The sequence below is a fragment of the Terribacillus saccharophilus genome (assembly GCF_046592595.1).
Classification (GTDB): Bacteria; Bacillota; Bacilli; order Bacillales; family Amphibacillaceae; genus Terribacillus; species Terribacillus saccharophilus_C.
Genome location: NZ_JAWVPF010000002.1, coordinates 299281 through 313777, shown reverse-complemented (window position 1 = coordinate 313777; position 14497 = coordinate 299281). Strand labels below are relative to the sequence as shown.

Genomic DNA, 14497 nt, shown 5'->3' with positions numbered 1-14497 from the left:
AGAAAGAATGGCGAAATTTACTAGAGAAGATGTAATCAAGATTATCAAGGAGGAGAACGTAAAGTTCATTCGTTTACAGTTCACCGACTTGCTTGGCACAATTAAAAACGTGGAAATCCCGCTTAGCCAGCTGGACAAAGCATTGGACAATGAAATGATGTTCGACGGATCTTCCATCGAAGGTTTCGTACGCATCGAAGAGTCCGACATGAAGCTTTACCCGGACTTGGATACTTTCGTCGTATTCCCTTGGACAAGCGAAAAAGGCAAAGTGGCACGTTTCATCTGTGATATCTACACTCCAGAAGGAGAGCCATTCGAAGGCTGCCCGCGTTACAACCTGAAGCGTAACCTGAAAAAAATGGAAGAGCTTGGATTCAGCGCATTCAACATCGGTACAGAGCCGGAATTCTTCTTGTTCAAACTTGATGAAAAAGGCGATCCAACATTGGAACTGAATGATAAAGGCGGATACTTCGACCTTGCACCAACTGACTTAGGTGAAACTACTCGCCGTGATATCGTATTGGAACTGGAAGAGATGGGCTTTGAAATCGAAGCTTCTCACCACGAAGTGGCTCCAGGCCAGCACGAGATCGATTTCAAATATGCTGATGCACTGAAGCATGCTGACGATATCCAAACATTCAAGCTAGTAGTAAAAACAATTGCTAGAAAGCACGGTTTGCATGCAACATTCATGCCGAAACCACTATTCGGTGTAAACGGTTCTGGTATGCACTGCAACATGTCTCTATTCAAAGACGGCAAAAACGCATTCTATGATGAAAGCGGCGAATTGAAGCTTTCTGAAACAGCTTACCAGTTCATCGCAGGTACATTGAAGCATGCTGTTAACTTCACTGCGGTAACTAACCCGACAGTTAACTCTTACAAGCGTCTTGTACCAGGTTATGAAGCACCATGCTACGTAGCATGGTCCGGTAAAAACCGCAGCCCGCTTATCCGTGTACCATCCGCTCGCGGAGCAAGCACACGTATCGAAGTGCGCAGCGTTGACCCATCCGCAAACCCGTACCTAGCAATGAGCGTATTGCTTGCTGCAGGTCTTGACGGAATCAAGAACAACCTTGAAGCACCAGCTTCCATCGACCGTAACATCTACGTGATGGACAAAGCGGAAAGAGAAAAGAACGGCGTAGCAGATCTTCCAGCTACACTATACGATGCTCTTGAGCAGCTTAAATCCGACGATATCATCGTTGAATCTCTAGGCGAGCACCTATTCGAACACTTCATCGAAGCGAAAGAAATCGAGTGGGATATGTTCCGCACACAAGTTCACCCATGGGAACGCGATCAGTACATGGAGAACTTCTAATAAGTGAAAAAAACCCCTGATACCTTTGGTGTCAGGGGTTTTCTGTAGTTGAGTTAAGGTAGTGTTATATGTAGATAACAATTTCGTACTAAGTTTTAATTAAATTTTTCTCTATTTTATTTAAAAAATATTATGGTAAAATATGTTATAAGATAGAAGCTCTAGGGGGAAAGTCATGAATGTGAATAGAAGAAAAATCCAAGCAAATCACAATTCAATTGAATATACGTATTTAAAATCAAACTCCAGAACGATTTGCTTTATGTTTTCAGGATCAGGTTACAATTACGATAAGCCTCTTTTTTATTATGCAACGATGACAATGCTTCAAAACAAAATAGATATCGTACATATGCATTATGCTTATGAAAAAGATCTCTTAAGTAAGCCTCTTGAGGAAATTACGAGAACAATGATAGATGATATTAATCCTGTAATTTCAGATGTCCTCAAAAATAATCAATATGATGAGGTGATTTTCTTAGGAAAATCGCTCGGAACCATACCTATTGTAAATGACTTAATGAAAAGAGAGGGATTTTTTACGGCAACAGTTATACTACTTACGCCACTGTTAAACTTTGATTCAATTCTGGACTCTATTGTGAATAGTAGACACAGAGGGCTTTTAGTCATTGGAGATAAAGACCATTTTTACAATCCAGATCAAGTTGACCATTTAGGTATATCAAAATTACAAATAGAACTGGTTCAAAATGCAAATCATTCTTTAGATATTGGACAATACGAGACTACAAATTCAATTTTAGCTCTATCAAAAGTGATGGGAAAAATCCAAGAAACTATTGATGGAATTACGAAATAAATGGTGCTTAATTAAAAGTGAACCGATTTGCACTCATAAGGGATGTATATAATTATTGAAAAATCCTTGATATAAAATATTAGGTATTTTTGTTTTGTATACTATCACTCTCAATATAGTTTAAGAATATTAACCAAATGTATATTCATTTCATCAGCGGATTCTTGACAATCACCACGATGCCATTCAATTATCAACCCAATTATTGCATTTGAGGAATAGGAATATAAATAGTCTTCTTTAAGATGCGCTGTATGATGATAGGGTGCATTATATGATTCTCGTAAATCCATCATAATTTCTTCAAAAAGTTCTTTAAAGACATCCCCAAGATCTTGATAATGAAAATTGAATGTCCCTCGATTTATATTTGCCAGTTTACAGAGTTCAGTAACTTTTATTCGAGGTAAGGGTTTATTCTTAAGCAGGTTTGTTAATGCGAAATGTATATGTTGTTTTGTTTTTACTACACGCAAATCATTTTTATTCAAAGAAGAACCCCCTTTAATAGACACTTTTTAAAAAATTGTCCCATATTGTACAGTTTTACTTTTATTGCTGATTGAATGCGTTTACAATCCTATATTATTATTTTTTTGAACTAATGTACATGAACTATAGGGGGAATCTTTGATATGAGATTAAAAGATAAGGTCGCAATCGTTACAGGGGCAGCTTCAGGTATGGGGAAAGCAATAGCTGAACTTTACGCAATAGAAGGAGCAAAAATGGTTGTATCCGACTTTGATTTTGAAGGAGCACAAGCAGTTGCTGAGGCTATTAAGGAGAAGGGTGGCGCAGCAATTGCTAACCGTACAAATGTTGCAGAATCAGCGGACTTGGAACGATTATTCGCAGAAACTAGAGAAGCATTTGGTAAATTAGATATCTTAGTTAACAATGCGGGTATTATGGACGGGATGGAGCCGGTCGGAGAGATTGCCGATGAGAAATGGGATCGTGTCTTTGCTGTGAACACTACTGGTGTCATGCGGGCAATGCGTATTGCTGCGAACATTTTCTTGCAACAAGGCCATGGTGTGATCGTCAATAATATATCAGCAGGCGGGTTGCGCGGTGCGCGCGCAGGTGCAGCATATACAGCTTCCAAACACGCAGTAACTGGATTGACGAAAAACACGGCATATATGTACGCACAATCTGGTATCCGGTGTAATGGTATAGCCCCGGGTGGTGTCGAAACGAACATAAGTGCATCTATTACGAATATTTCGGAATTTGGAGCTGGCCGCCAAATGACTGGCAATGAAACAATGCCTCGTGTAGGGAAACCAGCTGAAATAGCGCAGCTTGCTCTTTTCTTAGGTTCTGATGAGTCAAGTTTCGTCAATGGGCAGGTCATAGCAGCTGACGCAGGATGGACTGCATACTGATAGAACGCAGAAGATGTATAACAAAACCTGAAAATAATTCAGGTTTTGTTATCTTTCTGAAGTTTAGCTTCTTCTGATTTCCTAAATTAGCCTCTCGGAGGAAAAGGATCATTACCATAGGAATCGCGTTCCCGAAATCTGCCGTCCCTGCCATGAATAAAATGTTCCCCTTTCGCCTGCTTCGCCAGCTTCTTACCATAGTCCATTGCTTCTTTCTGTGTGTCAAAACTGCCCGAAGCACGTTTTGCACCTTCTTTTATAACCTTCCAACCGCTGTTTCCATCTGGGGTAGTGTGATAGTTGGACAATACGTCACCTCCAATAGTTCTCTTATGATGTCTATACCACATAATTGCTAGGTTTAATGCACACTATAAAAGTTCATGCTTATTCGTTCTCTAACTTGTCACTCATTTGTGAAATAATGTACAAATTTTTTGATAACTAAAATACGGTTCTGTGAAATAATAGAAATATAATAAGGAGGAGATCACATGCCAAAACTACGCGTTACGTTATTTCATGAAATATTGGAACAGTTAGAAGCAGACCAACTCCAAGGAACGAAAGCAAGAGAGTACCGATGTGCTGCAGGGACATGCACACCATACGATGTCGTACATCATGCAGAAGTGCTGCTGCAGGAAGGATTCATTTCAGGTGTTGTAACAAACTCTAAGGACTATAGAGATGTTTTTATTGACGATATATTAGTAAAAGGACATGAGCTGTTAGCTTTGATGGGTAACCGGCGAATTCTGGATGGTGCCAAGCAGCTGCTGGGGGAGACATACGAGAAGGCTACACCTGGTATTTTGCTGCAAGCGCTGCACTTAACCTTAAAACAGAGTAATGATTTGGGAGAAGGGCTTGCCGTTTAGGCAGGTCTTTTTTATGACATTGAAACTTATAGATACATGTTTCGTTTTTTCTTGGCAGTAGAGAAACAAGATAATAATAAAAGAGGAGCTTGCCGTATAAGCAAGCTCCTTATCATTACACTGTGTTTAGCGTTCTTTGAGATAATAATCATCCATACTATGTTGTTCTCTTCGGTAGCTTCTAGTATATCCGCACTTACACGAATCAGTAACACTATCAATCTTATGACGGCCTCGCAACTTGCAGACAAGCTTGTAAAACAGCTTCACGATACCACCTGCTTTCTAACTTTTGGTAATAGCATAATCTAATATACCCAAAAAGTATGTCGAAAGACGGCAGAAAGTGTGTAAATTCTATGAAAAAAATCGGCCGGAGCCGATTTTTTATTGAATGGAGCGATATAAACCGATTACTTTTCCAAGAATGCTAACATTATCCAAAATAATGGGATCCATTGTGCTGTTTTCCGGCTGCAGCCGGATTTGATTTTCTTCTTTGAAGAAGCGTTTCACCGTAGCTTCATTGTCTTCTGTCATCGCTACAACAATCTCTCCATTTTGAGCGGTCTGCTGCTGTTTGACGATAACCATATCCCCATCTAAAATACCAGCTTCTATCATACTCTCTCCAACAATGACCAATACAAAGATATTGTCATCCGGACCTACTAGATGGCTTGGTACAGGTACATATTCTTCTATATTTTCTACCGCAGTTATAGGAATACCAGCGGTAACTTTACCGATTACCGGTGCATAGTTAGCTTCTCCCCGAGGGATATCTGTGTGTTCATCGCTATCCAATGATAACACCTCGATGGCGCGCGGCTTTGTCGGGTCACGGCGTATCAGGCCTTTCTTCTCCAAGCGGGAAAGGTGGCCGTGAACGGTGGAGCTTGACGCCAAGCCGACTGCCTCGCCGATTTCCCTGACGGATGGCGGGTAGCCTTTATCGAGTACCTGCTCCTTTATGTATGCTAGAATCGCTTCCTGTCTTTTCGATAGTTTTATCATGTATCGAACACCCCGTGCATATATTTTTATTACATACAGTATACCATGATAGATTGCAATATACAAACATCCGTTCGAAAAAAGCCTTGACTAGAACCTATGTTCGTATATAATGGAATTAACAAAGAGAACGCACGTTCTTAATAACGGAGGGGTCTACCATGTTCAAAAAACTAGCGAAATCAGATCTATTCTATTATGTGCTTTTCGGCTTCACGCTTTTCTTCTTATACTTTACACTTATAATGAGCGTCTAATTAGTCGAAGTGAGAGGGTACATCAATGAAAGCAGTCATCTATTGCAGAGTAAGTACAGAAAAGGACGAACAAGCAAGCTCGATTGAGCGGCAGCGCGAGGAGCTTATCAGTCTTGCAGCGTCCTCCGACATAGAGGTCATCGATATCATCGAAGAAAAACAGAGCGGTTATGACATTGAACGGCCAGGAATTTTTCACATGCTGGATTTGTTTACAGCAGGGGACGCGGATTGTCTCCTAATACAGGATGAGACAAGATTAGGACGAGGCAACACGAAGATAGCCTTGTTCCACCACCTTCAAAAGCTGGAGGTCAAAGTCTATACATTGAGCCAGCATGGCGAATTCCAGCTTTCGGAATCCGATGGCATGGTACTCCAGATTGTTGGGATAGTCGAGGAGTATCAGCGGAAGATTCATAATATGAAAATCAAACGAGGAATGAGAAGGGCAATCGAGGCCGGTTATGATCCCAGTAAGAATTTGAGCAACCAACAGGCTGCACCAGGCAGGGAGCGGATTGACTTTCCGATTCAAGAAGTGGTCAGGCTGCGGAACAACAAGCTTACTTTTCAGGAAATCAGCTCTGTTTTGCGCGGTATGGGCTTTCATGTGTCAAAGGCTACCGTACATAGAAGGTACCAGGAATATCTTTCGCTTGAATCGGAGGACGCTAGCGGGTAACATAGTGTATACGAACTCTAATGCTTAAAGGAGCATATACACATGTTAACTAAAGATAAATTAGCACGCTTAAATGCGTTGGCAAATAAAGCCAAGGCAGAAGGTCTCAGCCTTAGCGAACAGAAAGAGCAGAAAGAACTAAGACAGGAATATCTGGGAAATGTACGCTCTTCATTCAAAAACCAATTCAAGTCAATGACGGTTATGGATCGTGAAGGCAATGACGTAACACCAGAAAAAGTAAAAAAATTACGTGATGAGAAATAAGAAGGGACGGCTGGCTTCATGCACAGCCATTCCCTTCTTTTTCTATATATAAATCCTTGTCTATCGAAGGATTTTTGTATACGATGAACAAGAGTACATAATTTGCTAGATGAAAGGGATGTTTACATGGTTCAGACTACAGAATTGCTTTCCATCAATACAATTCGTACGTTATCAATCGATGCAATCGAAGCAGCGAATTCCGGCCACCCAGGTATGCCGATGGGTGCAGCGCCGATGGCTTATACGCTTTTCACCGATTTTATGAGTCACAATCCGAAGAATTCCCATTGGTTCAACCGCGACCGCTTCGTTTTATCTGCAGGACATGGTTCCATGCTATTGTATTCCCTTTTGCATTTGTCTGGATACAAAGTATCCATCGATGATTTGAAATCCTTCCGTCAATACGGATCCCGTACACCAGGACATCCGGAAGTCCACCACACAGATGGTGTTGAAGCAACAACTGGCCCACTTGGACAAGGTATCGCGATGGCTACAGGTATGGCGATGGCAGAGGCGCATCTTGCAGCAAAATATAATAAAGATGGCTTCCCTGTCGTAGATCATTACACATATGCTATTTGCGGTGATGGTGACTTAATGGAGGGTATTTCACACGAGACGGCTTCCCTAGCAGGCCATCTTGGCTTGGACAAGCTGATTGTACTGTATGATTCCAACGATATTTCTCTTGATGGTGATCTTCATCACAGCTTCTCTGAAAACGTGGAGGATCGCTTTAAAGCTTATGGCTGGCAGGTTATCCGTGTCGAAGAAGGCAAGAATGTCGATGCTCTTCGCGAAGCAATCAAAGAAGCGAAAGCGAATACGACACAGCCGACTTTGATCGAAGTGAAGACTGTCATCGGATATGGTTCCCCGAACAAGTCAGCAAAAAGTGCTTCCCATGGCTCCCCGCTAGGTGTGGATGAAGTGAAGCTTACGAAGGAATATTACAAATGGGAGCATGAAGACTTCTATGTTCCGGAAGAAGTGTATGCTGATTTCGAAGAGAAGGTCATAAAAAAAGGTGCAGAAGCAGAAAATGCTTGGAATGAGCTATTTGCGAAATACGAAGAAGCACATCCTGAACTTGCTAAAGAATTATCAACTGCAATCACAGGTGAATTGCCAGAAGGATGGGCAGATACGCTTCCAACGTATGAGGAGGGCAAAGACAAGACTGCTACTCGTTCCGCTTCTGGTAAAGTATTGAATGCTATTGCAGATGCTGTACCTAGCTTATTTGGCGGAAGTGCCGACCTTGCAGGGTCGAACAAAACATTGCTTGCAAAAGAAGAGAACTTCTCCAAAGCAAACTACAGCGGACGCAATATCTGGTTCGGTGTGCGAGAATTTGCGATGGGTGCTGCATTGAACGGTATGGCACTTCATGGCGGATTGAAAGTGTACGGCGGTACATTCTTCGTCTTCAGTGATTACTTGCGCCCGGCTATCCGTTTGTCTGCATTGATGGGAACTCCTGTGACATATGTATTGACACATGATTCTATCGCAGTCGGAGAAGATGGCCCAACGCATGAGCCAATCGAGCAGCTTCCATCTCTTCGTGCAATGCCAGGTTTGAGTGTTGTTCGTCCAGCAGATGGCAACGAAACACAAGCTGCTTGGAGACTTGCACTTGAGTCTGAAAAAGTTCCAACGGCGCTTGTATTGACACGTCAAGATCTTCCTACACTTCCATCCACGCAGCAAGCTGCATATGAGGGAGTGAAGAAAGGTGCTTATGTTGTAAGCCCTGCCCAGAAGGAAACAGCGGATGTCTTGCTTCTGGCAACTGGTTCAGAGGTTCAATTAGCTGTACGTGCACAAGAAGCACTTCGTGAACAGAACATTGAGGCTTCTGTTGTGAGCATGCCTTCTTGGGATCGTTTCGAGCTGCAAGAGCAATCCTACAAGGATAGCGTCCTGCCTCCAGCAGTGAAGAAACGCGTTGGTATCGAAATGGCTTCTCCGCTTGGCTGGGAAAGATATGTCGGCGATGAAGGCAAAGTTATCGGAATCAATACTTTCGGTGCTTCCGGAAACGGCGATAAATTGATTGAAGCATTCGGCTTTACTGTCGAGAATGTAATTGAAAAAGTAAGGTCTATCTTAGACTAAAATGAAAGACCGGCCATCCTAATGGTCGGTCTTTTTCTTATCTGACAAAATTCGAGCAAACCCTTTCAACTTCGTGTCTCTTTGCTACAAGTTCCGAGGGATTAAGCAGGCTGGCTCCCGTATACTATTGTTTCAAAGGAGAAGGAGGGACAAGCTTATGAAAGAATACTTTGTCTATTGGGTGAAACATGAGATCTATTTCCGCTATTTCTATAAATCGGATATCCTCTATCGCTTTTTCCTCTCCAGTCAAGTGGAGAATACTGTGCATGTGCAGGAGCAGCTGGATTATATCACCTATGATTTTCCCCCAGGAGCATCACTGCAGCAAGCGCTTCATCAGGATGATAGCGTCCATATCGAAACGGATCAGCACTATATTCGAGTGGTATGCGATTCCTTGACGACTGCCGAAGAGACTGTCTTCTCAGAGCTCCGCCACTTCGATTCTTCTTTTTTTATCATCGAGCCAGCAGCCAACAACTGCGGCTGGATTGCACCTATCATAAAAAATGACCTGCAATCACGGGTTCATCTATTGTATTCTTCCTTTTGATTGTCTATACTAGATTAGAGATATTTTGAAGGAGGAAGCCAATATGAGTCCGATCTGGGTCGTACTTATAGCACTGGCTGCATTGATTATCGGCGTTGCGCTTGGATTTTTCATCGCCAGAAGATACATGATGAACTATCTTAAGAAGAACCCGCCAATTAATGAACAGATGCTTCGTACAATGATGATGCAAATGGGTCAAAAACCATCACAAAAGAAAATCAACCAAATGATGCGCGCAATGAATAACCAACAAGGTAAATAAGCAATTATTTCTATATAGCTTTGACGTTTCAAGTTGGCGATTTGGCATTGCAAACAAGTGATTTGATTAATCAGGTTGATCTCTCTTTGATTTTATAGGCGACTTGGTTAATTAAATCTGGAAACCACTTTTTCTGCTGGAAAATTAAGCGGAGAGGGTGGTTTTTTTGTTGTTTAGCGATGCTTTAAAGGAGTATGAAAATCATTGATTAGCTAGGGGTGATATTAAAAGACAATGATAGGTAAGAGGTAAGATATACGACTTCAATTGGGGAAATTCAAGTTGTTTAGAGTCTGATAATATCCACACAATGCAAGAATAAAGGTTTAGAAAAGCTACCCTCATGGTATATAGATAAAAAAGAAGGAGTGAGCAAAAATGAAACACGTGAAAGCACTAGTGATCAAATTCATCATGATTTTAGCTGTTTTATGGATTGTATTCACCCTTATGTTTGACACGGCATTCAGCGATACACTTCTGATGAGTATTGTGTTGACGGTGGCTGCATATGTAATCGGAGACTTAATGGTCCTAAGGAAAGCTGGTGACCGCGATAAATCAGATGGCGATTTTAAAAAGCGGAATATAATTGCGACAATCAGCGATGCTGTGCTGACGTTTATCGTTCTATGGGTGCTGGGGGAAGCATTGTTAAGCCCGGATAATAACGTTGTGTTGGCATCCTTGATAGCTACCGTTGTAATTGGCATTGTAGAATGGTTCTTCCATCGTTATGTCAATAATAAAGTGATCCGGGACCGGCATACACAAACGGCTGCGTACTGACCTGGCGTCCATCAATTAAAATAAGTTAATCAAAGGAATCCCTGTTCGGGGGTTCCTTTTCTTTGATGACTAATTGACCAAAAATTATCTGTTTCAGAGAGAAGAAATTTAACTATAATAATCAATGATAAAAAAAGTTCATTCACGTCGTACTTTTTTTTATATTAGTTATTGTATTCCTGCTACTCAACTTGGTGCGTGCCAAGAATAAAGAAGGTATATAGGTGATTATAATGTTGTTTTGATGTTTCAGGTGGTTTTAGCATTGCAACAAGGGATTTGATTACTGGATAGAAGTGATTAAAATCCCGGAACTGCTTTGCTGGTGAGGAAAAGCATGAAAAAAATTTCTGCGGTTTATTGTGCTTAATTGGAAAACACTATCTATTGATAGAAGAAAGGGATGGTTAAAAAGTTGCAATCCAGCGGTCATGATTGGCTTGAAGAAAGAACCATCATCCTAGCACCAACTGGCAGCCATGCTTATGGTACAAATACGGAGGACTCGGATAAGGATTACAAAGGCATTTGCATACCGCCGGTAAGTTATTTCTTGGGTCTGGAATCATTTAATGAATACAACAGCAGCGGCGGCAAGAACTTTAAAAATACGAAGGACGATGTAGATATCAATATCATACATATTACAAAGTTTGTTAAGGATGCTATGGTCGGTGTGCCAAATAATATTGAAATATTGTTCTTGAACAAAGATCAGTACATAAAATTAACAGATTTAGGACAACAATTGATAGACAACCGACATCTATTTCTTTCCAAAGCAATACAAAAGAAGTTCGGAGGATATGCTAAATCCCAGATTCAAAAGCTCAAGCTTAGGAATGATAGCAGAGCTGGCAGACAAGACTTAATTGACCTTTACGGATATGACACGAAGTTCTTCATGCATAGTGTGAGGTTGCTGACAAGCGCTATTGAGATACTGGAGACAGGCGACTTTAGCACCTACAGGCCAAACCGCGGTTTCCTCCTGGACTGCAGGAATGGTAAATACAACTTTGGTGAAGCTGTGGAGCTTATAGAGTCACTGGACGATGATCTTAAAAAGGCAGCAAATAATTCCGCACTTCCTGAGATGCCGGATTATAATGCGATAAATCAGCTTTTGATTCGTATCAATTCTGCTGCAATCAATTAATCGATAAAGAACGTACACATGTCTCCCAGGCACTATAATTCCTCTAATATTGGAAACGATTCGGGTCGTCCGCCTCAAGGGGTAAACAACTTTTGATTCGCTGAGGGTATAAAATAAGAAAAGCCGGTAACACTCATAATGCAGACAAATAGGTTTGGTTCTGCCGTTTTAATGGTACTTGTATGAAAAAGGAGTGAACAAAATGAAACATGTAAAGGCACTACTGATTAAATTCATCATGATTTTAGCTGTTTTATGGATTGTCTTCACCCTTATGTTCGATGCAGAATTCAGTGATACACTGATTATGAGTGTTGTATTGACTATTGCCGCATATGTGATTGGTGACTTGCTCATATTAAGCAGAGCTGGTGACCGAAGTAAGCCTGATGGAGACTATACAAAGCGGAATGCTATTGCGACAGTTAGTGATGCAATCCTGACTTTCATCGTTCTTTGGGCTTTGGGTGAAGCTTTATTGAATCCAGATGACAATGTAGTAATGGCATCCTTGATTTCCACGGTTGTGATTGGCATCGGGGAATGGTTCTTCCATCGCTATGTGAATAACCAAGTCCTCGAGGATCATAACGCCCAAACTGTTGGGATGTCCTGATCTGTGCTATAGTGTAAAATAACTAAGAAAGGAATCCCTTTTAGGGATTCCTTTTGCTTATCGATATTTCAGCAATGGAGGATATCTCGTGGAAGTAACAATAGTGCTTGCTGTAGCTGCTGGATTCCTTTCTTTTCTTTCGCCATGTGTACTTCCGCTATATCCGGCATTTTTGTCCTACTTGGCAGGTGTCAATCCCACCTCATCCGAAAAAGAAAAGCATGCTTCCGGTTGGTTTCTGCATACAATTTTCTTCCTTCTTGGCTTTTCGTCAATCTTTTTACTGCTTGGCTACAGCGCCTTGGCGTTATCAGAATGGCTTTTTACATACCAATCATACATACGAGTAATCGGCGGAATCATTTTAATCCTGCTCGGCGCTGTCCAGATAGGGTTGCTTGGGGGAAGGTGGCAGACTTCCACAACCTTGCTTCGCTTAAAGAAAAGGCCGCCTGGATATGCAGGTTCATTCCTGATCGGGCTTTCCTTCGCAATGGGTTGGACGCCTTGTACGGGTCCGATTTTAGCGGGCATCATGACCACTGCTGCATTGCAGCCGCTCGGAGCTGTGCCGCTTATGGCAGCTTATGTATTAGGCTTCAGCATACCTTTCTTTATCTGGGGATTCTTCGGATCTCGATTGCATAGACTGAAAAAAACCGGAAAGATGCTGCATGAAATAAGTGGATATTTCCTGATTCTGATAGGCATTCTGCTATTGTTTGATCTTACGACAAAGATTACTTCCTTTCTGGCCAGTTTTTTCGCGTTTTACGGTTTTTAAATCGTGAAAAAAGGAGAGAAGTAGTTTAGAATATGAAGGGAAAGGGTGTCGAATGTGGAATTTTCACCGAATAATCTTATCTTCAAAACAACAACCGTGCTTATCTCTTTTCTGTTGCTTGGATTTTCGGTCTATCTATTCTTTTCAGGCCATAATTCTCCCGGAGGAGGATTCATAGGAGGACTAGGGACTGCAGCTGCTTTGGTGCTCATGTATATGGCCTATGGTTTCAAGACGGTCAGTAAGATCTTACCGATCAACTATCGTGTTTTGACAGTAACAGGTGTGCTTATCGCCGTCCTGACTAGTGCAGGATCATTCCTATTTGGACAGCCATTCCTGAGCCATACGTTCACGTATATCCACTTGCCTGTTTTAGGGGAATTGGAATTGGCTACAGCGACGTTTTTTGATCTAGGGGTGTATCTTACCGTTGTTGGTATAGCTCTGACGATTATCCTGTCAATCGCACAAGATCGTTCAAGCAGTGAGGAGAATGCAAGTGGCAAAGATACTAATAGTAGATGATGCAAAATTCATGCGAAAAACATTGGGTGGCCTGCTTACCGAAAACAATTATGAGATTGTCGGGGAAGCAGCAGACGGACACGAGGCAGTTTCTCAATTTCAGAAAACAGAGCCTGATGTCGTCTTTATGGACATTACAATGCCGCACATGGATGGGCTTGCAGCTTTAAAAGAGATTATCACGCAGGATCCGAATGCAAAGGTGATCATGTGCTCTGCCATGGGGCAGCAGCGCATCGTCATGCAAGCGATCGAGCTTGGCGCAAAGGATTTCATCACAAAGCCTTTCGAGGATGCAAGGGTTTTAGAGACTGTTGAACGCATTCTCAATTAAAGAAATGTAAATTGAAAGAAGGTAAGGGTATGACATTACCTGTTATCATCAGTACCATCCTGGTTGCTTGCATGGGCCTTGCTGTTGCAATGGTCCGCATGCGGGCAGCTGCCAGACCGGTAACAGCAAAGAAAATCATCCTGCCGCCGTTATTCATGAGCACCGGTGCATTGATGTTCCTTTTTCCGGTGTTTCGTGTTCCATGGTGGGAAGTCTGGTTTTCGCTCGGAGCTGGAATCATCTTTTCCAGTCTATTGATCCTCACTTCTAATTTTGAGGTACGGGACGAAGAGATTTTTCTGAAGCCTTCAAAGGCATTTGCAGTAATCATTGTCGGGCTCGTGTTCGTTCGGGTCTTGTTGAAGGTTGCAATCGGACAGACGATTGAAATCGGGGAGATGGGCGGTGTATTCTTCCTGCTGGCGTTTGGTATGATTGTTTCCTGGCGGATTGCGATGCTTTGGAAGTACAAACGGCTCGAGAGACGCTTGCAAATTACCTGATGGTTGTCAAAAGACTTTCTTCCAGTAAGAAGGTCTTTTTTCATATAATTGTTTTGTCTATACAAGTTTTAGGAAAATCGTGGAATGGACGTTTTGTTTTTTCTATAATTGTAGTAACATACTTAACAAAAGGACTTATACATACATAGATGCACGAACAAGGT

The 14497-nt window shown here is 41.8% G+C and carries 19 protein-coding genes; 16 read left to right on the top strand and 3 right to left on the bottom strand.

Features of this window, described 5'->3' with window-relative positions; genetic code table 11:
- Positions 1-7 precede the first annotated feature (7 nt).
- Together glnA and SFC25_RS04010 are read left to right on the top strand one after the other, a co-directional pair.
- A complete protein-coding gene (gene glnA / locus SFC25_RS04015) occupies positions 8-1342 on the top strand; it encodes a type I glutamate--ammonia ligase (protein ID WP_411214049.1) in 1335 nt (444 codons plus the stop codon).
- 175 nt (positions 1343-1517) lie between these two features.
- A complete protein-coding gene (locus tag SFC25_RS04010; RefSeq protein ID WP_411214048.1) occupies positions 1518-2168 on the top strand; it encodes an alpha/beta family hydrolase in 651 nt (216 codons plus the stop codon).
- Positions 2169-2278: 110 nt separating this feature from the next.
- Here SFC25_RS04010 and SFC25_RS04005 read toward each other — a convergent pair whose 3' ends face one another.
- Entirely contained in the window at positions 2279-2659 is a 381-nt protein-coding gene (locus SFC25_RS04005) for a TetR-like C-terminal domain-containing protein (RefSeq protein WP_411214047.1), read from the bottom strand.
- Positions 2660-2803: 144 nt separating this feature from the next.
- Here SFC25_RS04005 and SFC25_RS04000 point away from each other — a divergent pair, with 144 nt between their 5' ends.
- On the top strand, positions 2804-3562 hold the full coding sequence (locus SFC25_RS04000) for an SDR family oxidoreductase (RefSeq protein WP_411214046.1): 759 nt from the start codon (positions 2804-2806) through the stop codon (positions 3560-3562).
- An 86-nt stretch (positions 3563-3648) separates the two neighbouring features.
- Here the strand turns inward: SFC25_RS04000 and SFC25_RS03995 are convergent, their stop codons facing one another.
- Positions 3649-3870 carry a DUF2188 domain-containing protein gene (locus tag SFC25_RS03995; RefSeq protein ID WP_411214045.1) on the bottom strand — a complete coding sequence of 74 codons (222 nt, stop codon included), beginning with the start codon at positions 3868-3870 and terminating at the stop codon, positions 3649-3651.
- Between the two features lie 186 nt (positions 3871-4056).
- On the opposite strand from SFC25_RS03995, the gene SFC25_RS03990 reads away from it, so the two are divergent.
- Positions 4057-4443, top strand: a complete 387-nt coding sequence (locus SFC25_RS03990) for a hypothetical protein (protein WP_411214044.1) — start codon at positions 4057-4059, stop codon at positions 4441-4443.
- A 387-nt stretch (positions 4444-4830) separates the two neighbouring features.
- Here the strand turns inward: SFC25_RS03990 and lexA are convergent, their stop codons facing one another.
- Positions 4831-5460: a transcriptional repressor LexA gene (lexA, locus tag SFC25_RS03985; RefSeq protein WP_411214043.1), complete on the bottom strand. Its 630-nt coding sequence runs from the start codon at positions 5458-5460 to the stop codon at positions 4831-4833.
- A gap of 282 nt (positions 5461-5742) precedes the next feature.
- On the opposite strand from lexA, the gene SFC25_RS03980 reads away from it, so the two are divergent.
- The 12 genes from SFC25_RS03980 (at position 5743) to SFC25_RS03925 (ending at position 14333) form a co-directional block, all read left to right on the top strand.
- Positions 5743-6402 (top strand): YneB family resolvase-like protein, encoded by a 660-nt coding sequence (locus SFC25_RS03980; RefSeq protein ID WP_411214042.1) that lies wholly within the window; start codon positions 5743-5745, stop codon positions 6400-6402.
- Between the two features lie 42 nt (positions 6403-6444).
- Complete coding sequence (locus tag SFC25_RS03975; RefSeq protein WP_411214041.1) at positions 6445-6669, top strand: DUF896 domain-containing protein; 225 nt, start codon at positions 6445-6447, stop codon at positions 6667-6669.
- A 126-nt stretch (positions 6670-6795) separates the two neighbouring features.
- Positions 6796-8799, top strand: coding sequence for a transketolase (gene tkt, locus SFC25_RS03970; protein ID WP_411214040.1), 2004 nt, complete (start codon positions 6796-6798; stop codon positions 8797-8799).
- 157 nt (positions 8800-8956) lie between these two features.
- A complete protein-coding gene (gene sirA / locus SFC25_RS03965; protein ID WP_411214039.1) occupies positions 8957-9355 on the top strand; it encodes a sporulation inhibitor of replication protein SirA in 399 nt (132 codons plus the stop codon).
- A gap of 43 nt (positions 9356-9398) precedes the next feature.
- Positions 9399-9620 carry a YneF family protein gene (locus SFC25_RS03960; protein WP_095223217.1) on the top strand — a complete coding sequence of 74 codons (222 nt, stop codon included), beginning with the start codon at positions 9399-9401 and terminating at the stop codon, positions 9618-9620.
- A gap of 378 nt (positions 9621-9998) precedes the next feature.
- Entirely contained in the window at positions 9999-10409 is a 411-nt protein-coding gene (locus SFC25_RS03955) for a YndM family protein (RefSeq protein ID WP_411214038.1), read from the top strand.
- 403 nt (positions 10410-10812) lie between these two features.
- Complete coding sequence (locus tag SFC25_RS03950; RefSeq protein WP_411214037.1) at positions 10813-11568, top strand: nucleotidyltransferase domain-containing protein; 756 nt, start codon at positions 10813-10815, stop codon at positions 11566-11568.
- A 202-nt stretch (positions 11569-11770) separates the two neighbouring features.
- Positions 11771-12184: a YndM family protein gene (locus tag SFC25_RS03945; protein WP_411214036.1), complete on the top strand. Its 414-nt coding sequence runs from the start codon at positions 11771-11773 to the stop codon at positions 12182-12184.
- Positions 12185-12272: 88 nt separating this feature from the next.
- Positions 12273-12968: a cytochrome c biogenesis CcdA family protein gene (locus SFC25_RS03940; protein ID WP_411214035.1), complete on the top strand. Its 696-nt coding sequence runs from the start codon at positions 12273-12275 to the stop codon at positions 12966-12968.
- A 54-nt stretch (positions 12969-13022) separates the two neighbouring features.
- Positions 13023-13496: a Na(+)/H(+) antiporter subunit B gene (locus tag SFC25_RS03935; protein WP_411214208.1), complete on the top strand. Its 474-nt coding sequence runs from the start codon at positions 13023-13025 to the stop codon at positions 13494-13496.
- Positions 13465-13830 (top strand): response regulator, encoded by a 366-nt coding sequence (locus SFC25_RS03930; protein ID WP_411214034.1) that lies wholly within the window; start codon positions 13465-13467, stop codon positions 13828-13830. The genes SFC25_RS03935 and SFC25_RS03930 overlap by 32 nt, the downstream gene beginning before the upstream one ends.
- Positions 13831-13859: 29 nt before the next feature.
- On the top strand, positions 13860-14333 hold the full coding sequence (locus SFC25_RS03925; RefSeq protein ID WP_411214033.1) for a CcdC family protein: 474 nt from the start codon (positions 13860-13862) through the stop codon (positions 14331-14333).
- Positions 14334-14497: the final 164 nt, after the last annotated feature.

Excerpts from the sequence above, each read along its gene's own strand:
- glnA (WP_411214049.1), top strand. The coding sequence starts at position 8 with ATGGCGAAATTTACTAGAGAAGATGTAATCAAGATTATCAAGGAGGAG.
- SFC25_RS04010 (WP_411214048.1), top strand. The coding sequence starts at position 1,518 with ATGAATGTGAATAGAAGAAAAATCCAAGCAAATCACAATTCAATTGAA.
- SFC25_RS04000 (WP_411214046.1), top strand. The coding sequence starts at position 2,804 with ATGAGATTAAAAGATAAGGTCGCAATCGTTACAGGGGCAGCTTCAGGT.
- SFC25_RS03990 (WP_411214044.1), top strand. The coding sequence starts at position 4,057 with ATGCCAAAACTACGCGTTACGTTATTTCATGAAATATTGGAACAGTTA.
- lexA (WP_411214043.1), bottom strand. The coding sequence starts at position 5,460 with ATGATAAAACTATCGAAAAGACAGGAAGCGATTCTAGCATACATAAAG.
- SFC25_RS03980 (WP_411214042.1), top strand. The coding sequence starts at position 5,743 with ATGAAAGCAGTCATCTATTGCAGAGTAAGTACAGAAAAGGACGAACAA.
- SFC25_RS03975 (WP_411214041.1), top strand. The coding sequence starts at position 6,445 with ATGTTAACTAAAGATAAATTAGCACGCTTAAATGCGTTGGCAAATAAA.
- tkt (WP_411214040.1), top strand. The coding sequence starts at position 6,796 with ATGGTTCAGACTACAGAATTGCTTTCCATCAATACAATTCGTACGTTA.
- sirA (WP_411214039.1), top strand. The coding sequence starts at position 8,957 with ATGAAAGAATACTTTGTCTATTGGGTGAAACATGAGATCTATTTCCGC.
- SFC25_RS03960 (WP_095223217.1), top strand. The coding sequence starts at position 9,399 with ATGAGTCCGATCTGGGTCGTACTTATAGCACTGGCTGCATTGATTATC.
- SFC25_RS03955 (WP_411214038.1), top strand. The coding sequence starts at position 9,999 with ATGAAACACGTGAAAGCACTAGTGATCAAATTCATCATGATTTTAGCT.
- SFC25_RS03950 (WP_411214037.1), top strand. The coding sequence starts at position 10,813 with ATGGTTAAAAAGTTGCAATCCAGCGGTCATGATTGGCTTGAAGAAAGA.
- SFC25_RS03945 (WP_411214036.1), top strand. The coding sequence starts at position 11,771 with ATGAAACATGTAAAGGCACTACTGATTAAATTCATCATGATTTTAGCT.
- SFC25_RS03930 (WP_411214034.1), top strand. The coding sequence starts at position 13,465 with ATGCAAGTGGCAAAGATACTAATAGTAGATGATGCAAAATTCATGCGA.
- SFC25_RS03925 (WP_411214033.1), top strand. The coding sequence starts at position 13,860 with ATGACATTACCTGTTATCATCAGTACCATCCTGGTTGCTTGCATGGGC.